The 17033-nt window shown below is 69.0% G+C and carries 7 protein-coding genes; 1 reads left to right on the top strand and 6 read right to left on the bottom strand.

Features of this window, described 5'->3' with window-relative positions; all coding sequences use genetic code 11:
• Window positions 1-43 precede the first annotated feature (43 nt).
• Window positions 44-640 (top strand): hypothetical protein, encoded by a 597-nt coding sequence (locus tag IDF66_RS09730; RefSeq protein ID WP_190266688.1) that lies wholly within the window; start codon window positions 44-46, stop codon window positions 638-640.
• A gap of 153 nt (window positions 641-793) precedes the next feature.
• Here IDF66_RS09730 and IDF66_RS09735 read toward each other — a convergent pair whose 3' ends face one another.
• From IDF66_RS09735 to IDF66_RS09760, 6 genes are all read right to left on the bottom strand, one after another.
• Window positions 794-5365 (bottom strand): non-ribosomal peptide synthetase, encoded by a 4572-nt coding sequence (locus IDF66_RS09735; protein ID WP_190266689.1) that lies wholly within the window; start codon window positions 5363-5365, stop codon window positions 794-796.
• A complete protein-coding gene (locus IDF66_RS09740) occupies window positions 5347-10656 on the bottom strand; it encodes a non-ribosomal peptide synthetase (protein WP_190266690.1) in 5310 nt (1769 codons plus the stop codon). The genes IDF66_RS09735 and IDF66_RS09740 overlap by 19 nt, the downstream gene beginning before the upstream one ends.
• Window positions 10657-10727: 71 nt before the next feature.
• A complete protein-coding gene (locus IDF66_RS09745) occupies window positions 10728-11660 on the bottom strand; it encodes a hypothetical protein (protein ID WP_190266691.1) in 933 nt (310 codons plus the stop codon).
• A 62-nt stretch (window positions 11661-11722) separates the two neighbouring features.
• Window positions 11723-14896 (bottom strand): nocobactin polyketide synthase NbtC, encoded by a 3174-nt coding sequence (gene nbtC, locus IDF66_RS09750; RefSeq protein WP_190266692.1) that lies wholly within the window; start codon window positions 14894-14896, stop codon window positions 11723-11725.
• Complete coding sequence (locus tag IDF66_RS09755; protein WP_387998887.1) at window positions 14889-16211, bottom strand: beta-ketoacyl [acyl carrier protein] synthase domain-containing protein; 1323 nt, start codon at window positions 16209-16211, stop codon at window positions 14889-14891. Before IDF66_RS09755 ends, nbtC begins: the two co-directional genes overlap by 8 nt.
• Window positions 16208-16987: a thioesterase II family protein gene (locus IDF66_RS09760; RefSeq protein ID WP_190266693.1), complete on the bottom strand. Its 780-nt coding sequence runs from the start codon at window positions 16985-16987 to the stop codon at window positions 16208-16210. Before IDF66_RS09760 ends, IDF66_RS09755 begins: the two co-directional genes overlap by 4 nt.
• Window positions 16988-17033: the final 46 nt, after the last annotated feature.

The following is a 17033-nucleotide window of genomic DNA, read 5'->3' on the forward strand; positions in this document are numbered from 1 at the left end:
CACGTAAGCCCTGCTGTCCTGTTCTGTCATTCGGGAGGCCGCAATGTCATCGACCGCATCACTCATCGCCATCGGCGACGCCCTGCGCGCCGTCGCGCACGACCACGCGTCCATGACCGGGCAGAGCGCCTTCGAGGAGATGCGCGCCCTGTACACGGTCCGGAATCTGATCGATCACCACGCAGCACAGCTGACCGGCACACTCGAACGGCTGCGGGTGGCCAAAGACCACGGACGCACTACTCGAGAGTTGTTGATCGTCATGGGCTTCGCCCCGTCAGTGGCGCAGCGTTACGTTCGTATCTCCGGTGCGCTTGCGCTGCTCCCCACCCTGTCGGCGCATGCCGTCGACGGCGCGGTGCCCGGCGAACATGTCGACGCCATCGTTCGCGGTATCGACCACATCGGGAAAAGATCACCGGAACCGATCGATGACGCGCTGCGTCTCAACCATGTGACCGATCTTCTCGGACAACACTTCTCCGGCGCCACCCCCGCCGACATCATCGACCGCGCCCGCACCCGGGGCCACGTCCTCGCCGACCACACCCCCGGCGGGCTGCCCGCCGCCGAAGACCGCTCGATCAACACTCTCACGAACAGCAGACGCACACTGACCCTGGACACCATCGCCGCCTGACCCGTCCAGCGGCTCTCCTTCGACCACACTCCCGCACCCGGCCACGCCGGGACCGCATCCGTACCTTGACAACTCCACAGTGTGAAAACGGCGGGCCCGACCACGCCGCACCGGGTCTCACGTCGCAACCGTCGTGGGCACGAATGTTCCGTCCTAGCCCTCGAGGGCTCCCGCCAACGCGACCACCGATCGCTCCCACATCGCCGTCAGCTCCCCGACCTCGCCGGCGGTCAGCACGGTGTCGCCGTAGCGCCAGTTGGTCACCAACTGCGGACCGTGGTCGGTCGCCCGGATCACCGCCACCACGTCGAGCGCATACCGCAACGGCAGATCCGGTTCCGGGTCCGTCGGCAAGTGCTCGTTGACGTCGAGATCAGTGATGGGCGACCACGGCTGCCACTGCGTGTCCGGCGTGTGCAGATCGAAACGACCGAGATAGTTGAACTCGATCTGCGGCATCGGCGCCTGCAACCCCGGAATTCGGGAAAGATACTTGAGGACACCGAAATCCACTCCGCCGCTCGGGATCTCCGCGACCTGACGGGCAACCTCGTCCAACAGCTTCCGCCCGACGTCCGGTTCGGCGAGCACGTCGTCGGCACCGACCGACCGACCGACACCGAGGCGCACCGGGAAGACACTCGTGAACCAGCCCAGCGTGCGCGACGTGTCGACGCCGGCACCGCCCAGATGGTCCTCTCGGCCGTGCCCCTCGAGCGCGATGTAGGCGCCACCCGTCGCGTCCTGGCCTCGCTGCACCCGCCAGCCTGCGACGGTGAGAGTGAGCGCGGCGAGCAGGAACTCGCGCACGCCGACGGTACGGTCCGCCGCCTTCAGGATCGTCGCGGTGACGTCGATGTCGGTGGTGGTCACCGCCGACCGCAGAGAGGCCCAGGTGTCCGCGGTCGGATCGACCTGCCGGGCCCCGACGGCCGGATCGGGTCCGGCGACCTGGGTGGTCCAATAGTCCTGCTGTGCCAACACATCCGGATTGTCCGCGCGTCCCTCGACGAAGCGGCACCACGCACGGTAATCGGTGTGTTCCTCCGGGAGGGCGGGGATCGTCGACGAGTCGTCGGCGCCGTCGAGCGTCGAGCCTGCCCGCGCGAGGTCCGCGAAGAGCACCTGCCAACTGACCGCGTCGACGGCGAGGTGGTGGATGGCGAGGAGCAGGATGTCGGCGGAGGAACCCTCGGAGTCGTTGCGGCGCATTCGCACTGCCGACACCATCCGGCCCGAGTCGGGGTCGATGCGGTCGTTCGCCGCACGCGCGGCGGCGGTGATGCTGCCGGCGAGGTCCTCGGCGTCACGGACGAACAGCACCGACGCGGCGTCGACCGTGCCGCGGTCGCGGGTGATCAACCCGTCCTCGGTGACGATCGAGCGGAGCATGTCGTGGGCGTCGATCGTGGCCTGCAGGACCGCGATCAGCCCATCGTCGGACACCTCGGCCGGTAGCGCGAACAGCACGGTCTGGGTGAACCGACGGTGATTGCCGTACTCGTACATCCACTCGACGACCGGCAGTGCGGGTACGAGACCTGGACCGGCCGAGAAGGATTCGTCCTCCTCGGCGTTGTCGATCGCGTCGGCGAGGTCGAGCACCGTCGGGCATGACAGCACCATCCGGGGTGTCACGGTGAGGTCGTGTCCGCGCAGCGCGTTCACGGCGGCCATGGCGACGATGCTGTCGAGGCCGAGGTCGAAGAAGTCCTCGTCCGGACCCGGTGCGGTCCCAAGGACGTCGGCGATCACACCGGCGACGATCGTGGCGGTCGGTGTGAGGTCGACGTCGTCGGCAGTGGCGCGTGCCTGCAGTGCGGCGGCGGCCGATTCGGCGAGGACGATGGCGTCCACCTTGCCGTTGCTGTTCATCGGCAGCACCGGCACGCCGACGACCCGCGACGGCACCATGTGCGCGGGGAGCGCTTTCGCGACGTGGGCGCGGACGGCACGGGCGTCGACGTCGTCTCCGGCGGCGAACCCGACCAGTGCCGGCCCGGCGGCCCGGTCGACGACGACGACGGCGGCCGCGGCCACACCGTCGGCGCGTCGGATCGCGGCCTCCACCTCACCGGTCTCGATGCGGTATCCGCGGATCTTCACCTGATCGTCGCTGCGGCCGACGAACAGGATGTTCCCGGCCGCATTGCGACGCACCAGATCTCCGGTGCGATACATCCGCTCGTGGGGGCGGAACGGGTCGGCGACGAATCGCGTACTCGTCATCGCCGGCTTGCGTTGGTAGCCACGGGTCACCTGGGCGCCCGACAGGTACAGCTCGCCGGCGACACCGGTCGGTGTCGGGCGGAGTCGGGAATCGAGGACGTAGGCGCTCATCCGGTCGGTCGGCGTACCGATGGTGGGTACCGCCGAATCCGCGACCCGCGCGACGACCGCCTCGACGGTTGTCTCGGTGGGCCCATAGCAGTTGTGGACGACGGTGTCCGGCAACGCCGACAGCCGGCCCCACAGGGCGGGACCGATCGCCTCCCCGCCCAGGGCCAGCACCGACAGGTGACCTCCGGCCGGCGCCGCGCCGTCCGCGGCATAGCCGCCGACGAGACCGGCCGCGGCCAGCTGTCCGAACATGGACGGCGTGGTGTCGATCATGTCGATCGCGTGCCGGGCCAGATCCGCGACGAGCCGGCCTGCGTCGCGCATCTCGTCCTCACCGAACAGGTGGATCGCGTGGCCGTCGAGTAGCCCGGCCAGCGGTTGCCACGAGGCGTCGAAGCTGAACGTCCAGGCGTGCGCGATCCGCAACGGACGGCCCAGCCGGGCACGTGCGGGGGCGAGCATGTGGTCGCGGTGGTCGCGGCAGTAGCTCATCAGGGCGGCGTGTGTTCCGATGACGCCCTTGGGTTCTCCGGTCGATCCCGACGTGAAGATCAGGTAGGCGGCGCTCGCCGGACTGATCGCCGGTTCGGCGGTCAGAGCAGGCGACGCCGCTCGCGCGGCGATACGGTTGGCCGTCTCCGGGTCGTCCGGGACGACGAGCACGCTGTCGGCGAACCGGCCGGCGTGCGCCCGGTCGGTCACCACCACGGCTGCGCCGGACTGATCGAGGAGGTTCGCGATCCGGGTGTCGGGGAAGGCCAGGTCGATGGGCACATATGCCCCGCCCGCGAGCATCGTCGCGAGGATGGCGACCACGGAACCGGTCGACCGCGGCAATGCCACGGCGACAACGGTTTCGGGTTCAATCCCGTGGTCGCGTAACTCGGCGGCGAGTTGGCTCGCGTGGCTGAAGAGCTCGCCGTAGGTGATCGATTCGTCGTCGGTCACCAGCGCCGGTGCCGTCGGGGTGCGCTCACACTGCCGGACGAAGGCCTCGACGACGGTCGCGGGCAGGTCGGCGGGTGCGTCGTGGTCGGTCTGCTCGAGCGCGGCGCGCTCGGCGGGCAGCAGCACGTCGAGGTGGTCGACGTCAGTGTCCGCAGCATCGGGTAGCGCACGCAGCACCGCGAGGATGCGTTCCGCGACGTCGGCGGCGTCGATCTCGCCCAGCGCATCGTCGATCGACTCGGTGATCACGATCAGCTCGCCGTCGAGCAGGTAGGCGACCACCGTCAGCGGATAGTGCGCAAGACTCTCCATGGCGAGCGGCAGGAACCGGGTGCCGTCGGCCGCGGTCACGGGTTCGGTAGCCGCACCGATGGGCGCGTTCTCGAAGATGAACAGGGTGTCGAAGAGCGTGGCGTGTCCCGCCGACCGCTGGATCTCCGACAGGCCCAGATGTCCCTGGTCGCGCATCGACGCCGAGTCCCGTTGCAGCGCAGCGCACACCGCGGCGACGGTCGTCGGCCGGCCATCGTCGGTACCGGACAGACGGACACGTGAGGGCACGGTGTTGATGAAGAGGCCGATCATCTCGTCGGCCCCGGCGAGTCCCTGCGGGCGTCCCGAGATGGTGGTGCCGAATACGACGTCGGTCCGGTCCGTGAGCCGCGACAGCACCACTGCCCACGCGAACTGGGTGACCGTGTTGGCGGTGAGTCCCGACGACCGCGCCCACGACACCAATCGTTCGGTATCCGCGACGGACAGGCGGTGCCGGGTCCGGACGGGCTCGGTGACCGGCACCGTGGGTGCCGCGATCATGAGTGGTTCGACGCCGTCGAGGTGCTCGCGCCACGACGCCCGGGCCGCCTCGACGTCCTGCGCAGCGAGCCAGGCGATGTAGTTGCGGTACGGGCGAACCGGCGGTAGCGACGCCGCTGAACCGTCGGCCGAGTAGATCGCGAGAATCTCGCCGAAGAACAGCGCGATCGCCCAGCCGTCCATCAGGATGTGGTGCGCGGTCACCAGCAGCCGGGAGCGTTCCCCGGGCAGGTCGATCAGCTTCACCCGCAACGACGGTCCACGCCGAAGGTCGAAACGGTCGGCGCGCTCGGCGGCCGCGATGTCGTCGAAGTCGGTTGCGGTGGCCGAGAGTTCCTCCCACGGCACGTCGACATGCGACGGCACGATCTGCACCGGCTTCGGGAGATCCTTGTCCCACAGCGAGACCCGCAGGTTGGGGTGCCGCTCCATGATCACATCCACACTGCGGCGCAAGATCTGCCGGTCCAATGGGCCGGTGATCTCCACGACGAACTGCATCGAGTACAGGTCGATCCCGTCGCCCGACATCTCGGACAGTGCGAACAGGCCTTCCTGCAGCGGGCTCAGCGCCAGGACGTCCTCGATCTCCGGGGCGGCGCTCACCTCTGGGACTTCCATGCCGCCCCGAGCGATTGCAACATGTCCTCGCTCAGGCCGGATGCACTCATCGGCGCCGCCTCCGCGTCGTCGACGCCGCCACCGGTGGTGTCCTGCGCCTCGACGGCATCGACCGCCGCCGCGAGTTCGGCGATCGTGTAGTGGTCGAAGATCTGCTGAGGCGCCAGCGGCAATCCCTCGGCCGCCGCACGGGCAGACCATTGGATCGAGATGACGCTGTCCCCACCGACGGCGAAGAAGTTGTCGTCGCGGCCCAGACCGTCGACGCCGAGCAGGTCGGTGAGGATGCCGATCAGTCGTTCCTCGGTCGGTGTCTCCGCACCACCCCCGGCCGTCTGCGCCATCGCCACCACCGCGGGCGCAACCTGCCCGTACGGATCGGTGAGACGAGAGCCCGGGGACAGGGCCGCAAGCGATTCGGCCAGCGACGAACCGGCCCCCGCCTCGGTGACGACCCATTCTCGGACCGACCCGAGGTCGGTGGACCCCGTGTGTTGCAACGCAGCAAGCGTCCGCGGCGCCGCGTGTACACGGCGTGGACGTTCGGCGACGATCAGACGCGCGAGTGCGGCCGGGTCGTCGCCGTGCCGGTCGGCCGTGAGTACACCAGGAAGGTCAGGCAGGGCGATCGCCGTCAGGGCGGTGTCGGGCTCGGCGCCGAAGGATTCGAGCATCGCCGCGAAGGCCGCCGCGATCCCGTCGATGGTCTCCTGATCGTAGAGATCCGCGCTGCCGACCACGCGTCCCTCGAGCCCCCCGTCCTCGGTGACCGTCAGGATCGCGTTGAGGTCGAGGAACGACGTGTCCTGCTCCACCGACAACAACGTCACGGTCGTCGCGCCGTCGTCGTCCAGCGGTCGTCCCCAGTCGTTCTGATCTCGATCGCGGAAGTGGATCATGCTCTGGAACAGTGGGTTCCGCGATCGTGTGCGGCGTGGGTTGATCGCCTCGACCAGCCGCTCGATCGGCACATCCTGGTGTGCGAAGGCGTCGAGCACCACATCCCGGCTGCGACCGATCAGTTCCCTCACGGTGGGGGTGCCGTCGGTGCGGGTGCGCAACACCACCATGTTCGCGTAGAGGCCGATCAGGTCGTCGGAACCCGGATCGACGCGGCCTGCGACGGGTGTTCCCACCGCGATGTCGTCGCCACCACCGAGCCGGCTCAACAGCCCGGTGAGCGCAGCGGTCACGGTCATGAACTCGGTCGCGCCGGCGGCGTCGGCCACCCGCCGGAGACGCTGCCGAGCCTCCGGCGTGACCGACAAGTCGGCCAGCACACCGGCTTTGGTGAGGGCCTGCGGACGTGGCCGGTCGGGCGAGACCGTGATCTCGTCCGGCTGACCGGCCAGCGCAGTGCGCCAGTGCTCGATCTGCCTGCGCCCGAAATCTGCTGGGCCGTCCACCCCCTCGGGGGTGCCGGTCCCGACCGGGAACACCTGATGCTGCCACAGGGCATAGTCGGTGTAGGTCAGCGTCGGCGCTACGAGCTCCGGTTGTGCGCCCGCCGCGCGCGCACGATATGCGGCCACGAGATCGGAGATCAGCACATCGGTCGACCAGTGGTCGATGACCATGTGGTGGATGATCAGCGACAGGACCTGCGTCGTCTCGTTCTCCCGCAACAACGTCGGCGTCAACAGCGGACCCGCCGCGAGATCGAACACGTGCTCACGCGCGGCCACCAGCGCCGCATCGCGCTCCTCGGCGCCGCCGACGGTGACAACCGGCAGATCGATCTCCGGCCGCTCACCCACCCGGGCCGTGGGCAGCCCGTCGCGCTCCACGAAGGTCGTCCGCAACGACTCGTGTCGGTCGACCACGTCGCACAGCGCGGCTCCGAGCGCATCGACATCGAGGGGACCGTCGATGCGGAGGGCGAGCGGGATGTTCCCCGCGGCTCCCGGCCCCTCGAACCGATGCTGGAACCACATGGCCAGCTGTGAGAACGACAGTGGGACGGCTTCGGGGCGCTCGACGTGCTCCAGCGGCGGCCGACCGATGCTGACCGACGACGTCGCGCCACCCGTCGATGGCAGGTCTGCTCCCACTTCGTCGAGATCCCCGAGCTCGTCGAGGTCGATGCCGAACTCTTCGCGTACTGCGGTGTTCACCGCCGCGGCCAGCCCCTCCACCGTCGGGTTGTCCAGCGGAAGACGGACATCCACATCGATGCCGAATTCGGTGACCAGGGTCGTCACCAGCCGCGCCGCCAGCAACGAATGGCCGCCGAGGTCGAAGAACGAGGACCCTGCCGTGATGTCGTCCCGTCCGAAGAGCTCGGCATAGACCGCCGCCACACGACGCTCCGTCGGCGTGCGCGGTGCTCGATCGGATCGCACGACGGCGGTGATGACGGGCAGCGCGCCACGGTCGAGTTTCCCGTGTGTGGTCAGCGGGATCTCGTCGATCACCGCGAGCGCTGCGGGCACCAGATGATCCGGCACGGCGGAGCGGGCGTGACGGAGGACGTCGTCCAGGTCGATCGCGCTCCCGGCATGCTCCTGCGGGATCACATAGCCGAGCAGGCGTGCGCCGGAATCGGCGGCATCGACGACCGCAACCGCATGCGCGACATCCGGGTGATCCACGAGCGCCGCCTCGACCTCACCGAGTTCGATCCGATAGCCGCGCACCTTCACCTGCTCATCGGCGCGTCCTACGAATTCCAGATCTCCGTTGCCGTTGCGCCGGGCGAGATCGCCGGTGCGATAGAGCCGTCCACCCCGGCCGAACGGGTCGGCGACGAATCGCGACGCGGTCAGCGAGCCCCGTCCGAGGTATCCGCGCGCGAGTTGCGAGCCGCCCAGGTAGATCTCACCCACCACACCGTCGGGCACGAGGTGCAGACCGGCATCGAGCAGATAGCTCGTCACATTGGTGTTCGGCGTGCCGATCGGCACGATCGAGCTGCCCTGTGGCCCGTCCACCGGGTAGTGCGTGGCGGCGACGACCGCCTCGGTCGGCCCGTAGTTGTTGGACAGCGCCGCGTCGAATGTGGTGGTGAAGGAGTCGGCGACCTCGCCGGAGAACGCCTCACCACCGACCGGCACCGTTCGCAGCATCGTCCACTGCTTGACCTCGGGCACCATCAGCAGCGTCGACAGCAGGGTCGGCACCATGTGCATCACGGTCACGCGTTGCCGCACCAGAAGATCGGCCATGTACGAGATATCCTGCACCGCACGTGGTTTGGGAATCACCAACGTTGCTCCGACCGCCAGGGTGCAGAACACCTCGAACATCGACGCATCGAAGCTCACCGACGACGTCTGCACCAGCCGGTCATCCGGTGAGAGCACCTCGCCTGCACCAAAACCGATCAGATGATCGGCGATTGCCTTGTGCGCCACAGGAACCCCCTTGGGGGTACCCGTGGAGCCGGAGGTGTAGATGACGTACGCGAGATTGTCCGGCCGCAGCGGGGTCCGACGAATCCCGTCGTCCGGTGCGTCCGTGGGGCACTCGGCGGCTTCGGTCTCGGCAGCGGCCAGCGCGTCAGCGTCGAGGACAAGACGTGGCGCGGCGTCGTCGACGAGGAACTGCGTGCGATCGCTGGGGTAATCCGGGTCGATCGGCAGGTAGGCGGCCCCAGCCTTGAGTACGGCCAGCGCCGCCACCACGAATCCCACCGACCCGCCGAGACGCAGACCGACCAGGTCCTCGGTCTCGACGCCCGATGCGAGCATCCAGTGGGCCAACCGATTCGATCGTTCGTCGAGCTGTCGGTAGGTCAGCACCACGTCATCGGAGACCACCGCCTCGTGGTCGGCGCGAGCCAGCACCGCAGCAGCGAACAGCTCCACGACCGTGGTGTCCGCAACGTTTGCGCGACGCCCGGTCGATGCCTCCAACACGCGGGCGAACGCGGCGGGGTCGAGTATCTCCAGGTCACGGATCGGCCGGTCCGGTGCCGCGAGGGCCTGGTCCAGCAGGTGGACATAGGCGTCGGCGATCCCCGCCGCGACGTCGTCGGCGAACAGGGCCGCGTCGTACTGCAGCTCGATCTGCGACTGCTCACCGGTGATGACCGCGAACTCGAGCGGCAGCTGGGCGTTCGGGGTGCCGAGCTCGTCGAGGTAGGTCGAGGTGATGCCGTCGAGGGCGAGACCACTCGCCTGACGGCGAGTACTCAGGCTCACCGACACGAGTTGTGCCAGACCGTCACCGCCGGCCCCGCGGTCCGGGTTGAGCGCTCCGACCACGGCATCCACCGGCGCGTTCTGGTGCGCGAAGCCGGTGACGAGACGCTCACCCGCGGCCGCCGTCAGAGCGGCCAGCGAGTCGGTCGGCGCGAGGCGGGTCCGGGTCAGAATGGTGTTGCCGAAGTACCCGATCAGGTCCGCGGCGTCACCGGGACGATGGGTGACCGGCACCGCGACGGTGAAATCGGTCGCCCCGGTGGTCCGGTGGATCAGCGCATCGGTGACCGCGGCGTGCACCGTGAACGGGCTCACCGACGACGCTCGGGCGAAATCCTCCACCCGGCGTCCCAGGTCGGCCGGTAGCGCCCGGGTCACACGTCCGCTCGCCCGTTCCACACGGGCGGGATGCGTACCGACCGGGAGGGCGAGGGGCTCCGGCGTCGGGGTCATCTGGTCGCGCCAGTAGCGCAGATCGTCGGCCACCGACTCGGGGTCGGTGGGTGGAAGGTCCACATACTGTCGTGCGAGCGCCGGCCGTGTCGACGACCCGGCGGCTGCGTGGTAGGCCGAGTTCACCTCGTCGAACAGGACGGACCAGGATTCGTCGTCCCAGCAGATGTGATGCACGGTGAGCATCACGATGTGCTCGTCGTCCGCGAGGCGGGCCAGCAGCAACCTGATGGGGAACTGCGACGTGAGGTCGAAGGCCGTTCCGAACTCACGCCGCGCGAGGACCTGCAGACGCCGGTCGCGGGCCCGTCCGGTCAGTTCGGCGAGGTCGACCTCCTGCCACGGCATGGCACCGGGCGCGTGATGACGTACCACGGGCTCACCGTCGTGCCCCAGTTCGTAAGTGGAGCGCAGCGTTTCGTGCCGGGCGACCACGCCGTCGAACGCCGCGCGCAGACGCCCGGCATCCAACGGACCGTCGAGGCGATACGCGACACCGACGTTCAGCGATGTATCGGACGGATCGCGGTGGGACACGAACCAGAGTCGACGTTGGGCGGACGCCAACGGGGAGGTCGACCCCGCCGGCCGGGCCGGAAGGGCGACAGGTCCCCCGCCGGAGTCCCGCCCGAGTCCGTCGGCCGCGAGTCGCTGTCGCAGCAACTCTTTCTTTCGCTGCAAGAGGTCGTCAGCCATGCCGCTCAGTTTACATAGGCAACCCTAACCCGGGTGCCTCGGCCTGCTGATCGGACGAGACGGCACCCGAGTCAGAGCGAGCAGGGAATACCGCCGTAGGCGCCGAGGTCACAGATCGAGCGGTTGGACAGCTTCCACTGCCCGCCCTGCCATACCCAGTAGAGCGGCATGCGCGCGGGTTGCCAACCGGGAGAACGGAGTTCGAGAGTCGCTTTCATCGTGTTGCCGGTGACGGTCACCGGCCCCGTGATGCGGTAGGTCATGCCCATCGGGCGGAACCGCTGCAGCAGCGTCGCGATGGGTTGCGCCTGACGGACCGCTTTCGCTCCGCCCTCGAGACGCTGCGCCTTCGCGGCCGTCGAGCCGTTGCCGGTCAGGGTGTCGAGATCGTTCTGCAACTGCGCCGGGGACTTCGCCGGATGTGCAGACTGCTGCCGGGCCGGCGCCTGGGCAGCGGGGGCCTGCGGGACGGCCTGCGGTGCCGCCTGCGGCGCGGCGCCGGGCAGCATCCCGCCGCCTGACGCACCTCCCCCGGCAGGCAGATCCGCGCTGCTGCCCTCGCCCGCCGGAGCGGCGGCCGCACCCGGAGCGGCTCCTTGCGCCGGGGCCTGGGGATTCGCCGCGGCCGCCGGTGGTGCCGCCGCGCCCTGCGGCGCAGCGCTCTGTGCCGAGCCGAGGTTGACGACCGTCGGCTGGGCGCCACCGGCCGCGTCGCCGTTGCGGCCGATGTCCGATACCAGCAGCCCCACCACGCCGATCGTCACGACCACGGCGGAGATGATCGCGGAGATGCCGCCGGCCATCATCACCGTCGGCCAGTTGACCCCGCCGCCCCCACTGCCGCCGCCATCGGCGGCGTCACCTGCGGTGTCACCTGCGGTGTCGCCGAGATCGGCGCCGTCAGCTGCCGAATATGCCTGTGGGCCGATGGGCCCGGTATCGGTGTCGTCGTAACCTGACGGCATCTGTGTGTGCGTTCCCGTTGATTCGTAGTCGGTCGCCATGAGACCACTTCCCCTTATTAGGCCGATTAGCCTGACCTTACTTGACGGATGGTGCGGCGCACTCATCCGATGAGATCGACGACCTCGTGCAACGACGCTCCACCGAGAATTGCCTCCACGGGCAGGTCCTGGCCGAGGGCGGTCTTGACACGTTTGCGGAAGTCGAGTGCCTGGAGTGAATCGAGCCCGAGCGCGACGAGCGGCATATCCGGATCGACGTCGGCATCCTGGGCTTGCAGACCCATCGTGACGGCGAGTTCGGCTCGGAGGAGATCCGCGACCGAGGCGCCGCGTCCCGCCTGCGACACCGGTTCGGCGACGGCGGCTCGCGACGGCGTCGGGTCGCTGCCACCATCGACGACACCGCCGACCTCCACCGTCGGATGCTCGGCCGTGATCGGGACGACGACGTCGGTGGACAGATCCGGCAGATCGGCGAGCACCGGCTGATACCCGAACAGACCGAGCAGGTCGCGTAACTCGGTCCAGTCGGCCGACAACACGATGCTGTCGCCGGTCAGATCGGTCAGCCCGGCCGCCATGGCCGCAGCGGGGGCCATCGGCACCACGCCTGCGCCCTCGACCGCGGCAACCCCGTCCGCGTCGAGCGGGCCCTGCACGCGCCAGAGTCCCCACTCGATCGACGCGGCAGCGATACCCTCGTCACGAAGCTGCGCCGCCGCGATCCCGAGCATGCGATTCGCCAGGGCGTACAGGGCCTGATCCCGACCGCCGAGCGAGGCCGCCAGCGACGAGCACACCACCACGGACACCCCATCCGCGAGCGGAAGTGCTCGCACCACGTTCTGCAGCCCGGCGACCTTCGCGCGGATCGAGTCCGTGACGGCGGTCCGGCTGATCTCGTCGATCGACGTCGAGACGTAATTCAAGGCCGCGTGGAGCAGAAGTGTCACCGGCTCGGCGAGCATCTCGGCCAGACGATCCACCCCGGCCTCGTCGGTGACATCACCGGGCACGACGTCGATCACCGTGTCGACGCGCCGCCGCAGCGCCTCGATCCTGCGCACGGCGTCGGCGGACCCGCCGGTCCGGCTCACCAGGGTGATCCGGCCTGCTCCGGCGGACGCGTAGTACTCACAGAACTCGAGGCCCAGTTTGCCCGTACCGCCGGTGATCAACACGTGGTCGAGCTTCGGCAGGGGCCCGCGTGCCACCGAATCCGTGGTGGCCCAGCGCTTCACATGAACCGATCCGCCCCTGATCGCGAGCTCGGGCTCGTCGGCGATGTGCAGTGCGGCGACGATCGCGTCGGCAGCGGGCTCGCCCCGGGACGGTTCCAGGTCGAGGTGACGGAAGCGGGTCGCGGGATGCTCGGCAGCAGCACAGCGCAGGGCCGCCGTGATCGATCCGTGGACGAGGTCGGGTGCGGGGTCGGAATCGGTGACCTGCTCACCGCCGACGGTGATCCACCAGAACTGTTCGGGCAGTGTCTCGAGCCCGGCCCGCCAGCGCGCATCGGCCAGCACGTCTGCCAGCAATTCCGGCGCGGTGGCCGGCGAGCTCCCGGCGCTTCCGGTCAGCAGCACCGCGGTGTCGATGTCGCCTGCCGGTGTCGGATCGTCACCGGGGCCGATCACGGTCACCACCGCGCCGTGCCCGGGGGCCGCCGCCTGGATAGCACCTGCCTGCGCGGCACCTCGGCCCGTCGGGTCGAGGACGACAATCCTCCTGGGTGACAACATCTTCCGCCTGGACAACGGAGACCAGCCACTGACGATCCGGTGCACCGATCGGCCTGCGCGCTGCGCCGCCCACTCCGGCGAGTTGATCGGGTCCGCGAGCCCGGACTCCCGATCGGCCCACAGGTGGGTGCGACGCATGACCGTGTTGGGGAAGTCCTCGAGAGGCACAGGCGGAATCGGGCTCCGGGACTCGGCCATCAGTGCATCCCAACGGAATCCCGCGTCGGCAACGGCCAGCGCCGCGACATTGCGGGTGAACTCGTCGAGACCGTCGGCATCGCGCCTGGAGGTCCCGGTCACCGGTCGTGCCGCGAGACCGTCGTCATCGATGTCCGACAGGGTCTCGCCCATCGCCAGCAACAGTGTCGGGTGCTCGGACATCTCGATGAAGAAGTCGGCCCGGTGTTCGACGGCCGCACCGGCGATGGCCTTGTCGAATCGGACGCGGTTGCGCAGATTCCAGAACCAGTAGTCCCCCAGCGCCATCGATTCGTCGACCGCCGCGCCGAGGGTGGCACCGACGCACGGCAGGTCACCGGAGAGCATTGCGGAGTTCTCCAGGTACGTGCCGAGCGCGTCGAGGAAGGCAGGCTGATACTCGCTCACGATGCTGGTGTGGGCGGGGTATTCGACGCGGATCTCTTTTGCGAACTTTCCTTGTGCGCTCAGCGAATCCACCATCTCGAGGACCGTGTCACGTCTGCCCGACACGCACAGGATGTGCGCGGAGTTCACCACCGACAGTTGCGCCCACCCCGAGTGCCGGGCGAGCATGTCCTCACATTCGTCGACGTCGATCCCGACAACCGCCATCGTGTGACCACGCGGCGAGATGTCGTGTACCAGGCGAGCGCGAATGGTCACGATGGTCAGCGCGTCCGACAAGGTCATCACACCGCTGCGCACCGCGGCGGCGATCTCCCCCTGGCTGTGCCCCACCGTCAGCGACGGTGTGGCACCTGCGGCATCCCACATCGCAGTGAGCCCGACCATCTGCATGAACAGCGCGGGCTGGATCACCCGGACATCGGTGGTCGACGGATCGTCCGGATCGACCTCCCCCAACACATAGTCCCTGGGCGACGACCCGAACAGCCGCACCGATTGTTCATGACAGGCGTCGACCGCCTGCCGGAACGGGGCCGACAGATCGTAGAAAGTCCGTCCCATTCCCGGCCGCTGGCTGCCCTGTCCGGGGTAGGTGTAGGCGACCCGTCGCGCCGTCGCCGATCCGGTACCGCGGACCACGGCGGGGTGGGCGCGGCCACGGGCCAACGAGTCGAGTGCGTCGACGAGTTCCTCCCGATCGCCGGCGAGGACGAGCGCTCGGTATCGGCGCGCTGGCCGCGTCCGCATGAGGTGCGAGCCGATGGCACCGACGGTGACGGCCGGATGAGCCCGCACGTAGGCCAGCAATGCATCGGCCTCCTCGACGACCAGGTCGGCAACATCGGAGGAGACGAGGACCGCTGTGCGGCCATCGGGCAGACGAGGTCCGGTCTGTTCAGCGGCCGGGGGCGGGGTCTCAGACATGATCGATCTCTCTGTCGGTCGCGGGCATCGAGACGATGGCGTGCGCGTTGGTGCCGGCCACCCCGAAGCTGGACACCGCCGCCAGCCTCCGTCCCGCGCGCGCCGGCCAGTCCGCACGCTGCGTCGACAACCGCAGACCACCACCGTCCCAATCGACTTTGTCGGTCGGATCGTCGGCGAACAGACTGGGCACGGTCATCCCATGGCGGCCGCACAGCAGCACCTTGATCAGGCCCATCATCCCGGCGGCGGCCTGTGCGTGTCCGGCATTCGATTTCACCGAACCGAGCAGGACAGGTTCCTGCCCCGACCGCGCCGCGCCGTATGTGTTCTGCAACGCCCGCAACTCCATCGGGTCGCCGAGGGGCGTGCCCGTCCCATGCCCTTCCACCACATCGATGTCGGCCGGGCACACACCGGCGGCCGCGATCGTGCGTTCCACGAGACGCTGCTGGGCCTCGGCGCTGGGCACCACGATCGGGGCGCCCCGCCCATTGTGATTGACCCGCGTCGCCAGCACCGTCCCCAGGATCCGGTGACCCAGTCGACGCGCGCGTCCCTCTGTCTCGACCACGACGGCACCGGCACCTTCGCCCCAGAGCGTGCCGGTGGCCGAGGCGCTGTACGAGCGGCAATGGCCGTCGGCGGCGAGGCCGTTGTTCTTGGCGAACTCGAAGAAGGCAGCGGGCGAGCCCATCACGCAGACCCCACCGGCGATCGCCCAGGCACACTCACCGCTCCGAATGGCGTTCGCGGCCAGGTGCAGCGCGGTGAGCGACGACGCGCACGCGGTGTCCACGGTCATCGACGGCCCGACCACGCCGAGTGCGTGCGAGATGCGACCGGCAACCGCACCCAGCGCCGTACCCGCGATCCGGTGCCCGGAGAACTCGTTGACGGCGGCGGCCCGCGGACCGTACTCGGCCATCGATGCCCCCATGTACACGCCGACCTCCTCGTCGTCGAGAGCAGTCGGGTTGATGCCGGCATTCTCGACCGCACGCCACGCCACCCGCATCGCCACGCGTTGCTGCGGGTCCATCGCGATCGCCTCGCGGGGGCTTATCCCGAAGAACATCGGGTCGAATTCAGCTGCGCCACGGAGGAATCCACCCGCGTCGGCGACGTCGCCCCACCCGTCGATCGACCCGAGAGCGAGGACTTGATCGACAGGCCAGTCCCGGTCCCGGGGAAACGGTTCGACGAGCTCGACGCCGTCGGCGAGCGCGGTGAAGAATTCCGCGGGCGTCTCGATCCCTCCTGGTGCCTCGACCGCCATCCCGGCGATGACGATCGGCTCCGGCGACGACATCATCGGCGTCCGCTCGCCACGGGCTCGGTCAGTACGTCGAGGACTCCCGGACCTTTCTCGTGCAGGTAGAAGTGTCCGCCGTCGAACACACTGACCTCCACATCGTCGGCGTGGACCGACCAGGTGTGCAGATCGTGCGGTTTGATCACCGGATCGTCGGCGCCACCGACCACGGCGATCGGCGCGGCGATCCGGTCGTCGGCGCTCGCCCGATACGCGTCGAACGCCTGGTAGTCGGCGCGCAGCACCGGCAGGGCCATCCGCATCACGGCGTCGCTGCCCATCACACCGCTGCCGGTCCCCTCCAGCACCGAGAGGTGTGCCATCAGCCCCTCGTCGTCGGTCGGGTGCGGAGGCAGCTCCGCGACCCGGCTCGGTGCCGTTGCCGCGGACACCACCAGACGCCTGATCGGCGTCGAGCCCTCCTCGGCGAGCCGGACGAACTCGAAGCCGACCAGCGCACCCATGCTGTGGCCGAACACCGTCAACGGGACGTCGGCCTCCTCGGTGCGATTGGAGTACTCGGCGTAGGCCTCGGCCGCCAGGGCGTGCAGCCCGGTCGCAGCAGGCTCCCGCATGCGGTCCTGCCGACCCGGGTACTGCATGATCAGGACGGTGAACTCCCGGCTGAACAGCTCGGAGAGCGTCCGGTACGCCGATGCCCCGCTCCCCGCGTGGCCGAAGATCAGCAGGGGCGGCGATCCGGGCCGCAACGGTTGATGGAACTGGCGCAACGCGCCGAGGGCTGGTCGGGACTGGGTGTTCTGATTGCTTGTCATCTCATCATTTCCACTGGAGTGCTGAGCGTAGGCTAGCCTGTGCTCG

The sequence above is a fragment of the Gordonia hankookensis genome (assembly GCF_014673215.1).
In the GTDB taxonomy this organism is placed as follows: Bacteria; Actinomycetota; Actinomycetes; order Mycobacteriales; family Mycobacteriaceae; genus Gordonia; species Gordonia hankookensis.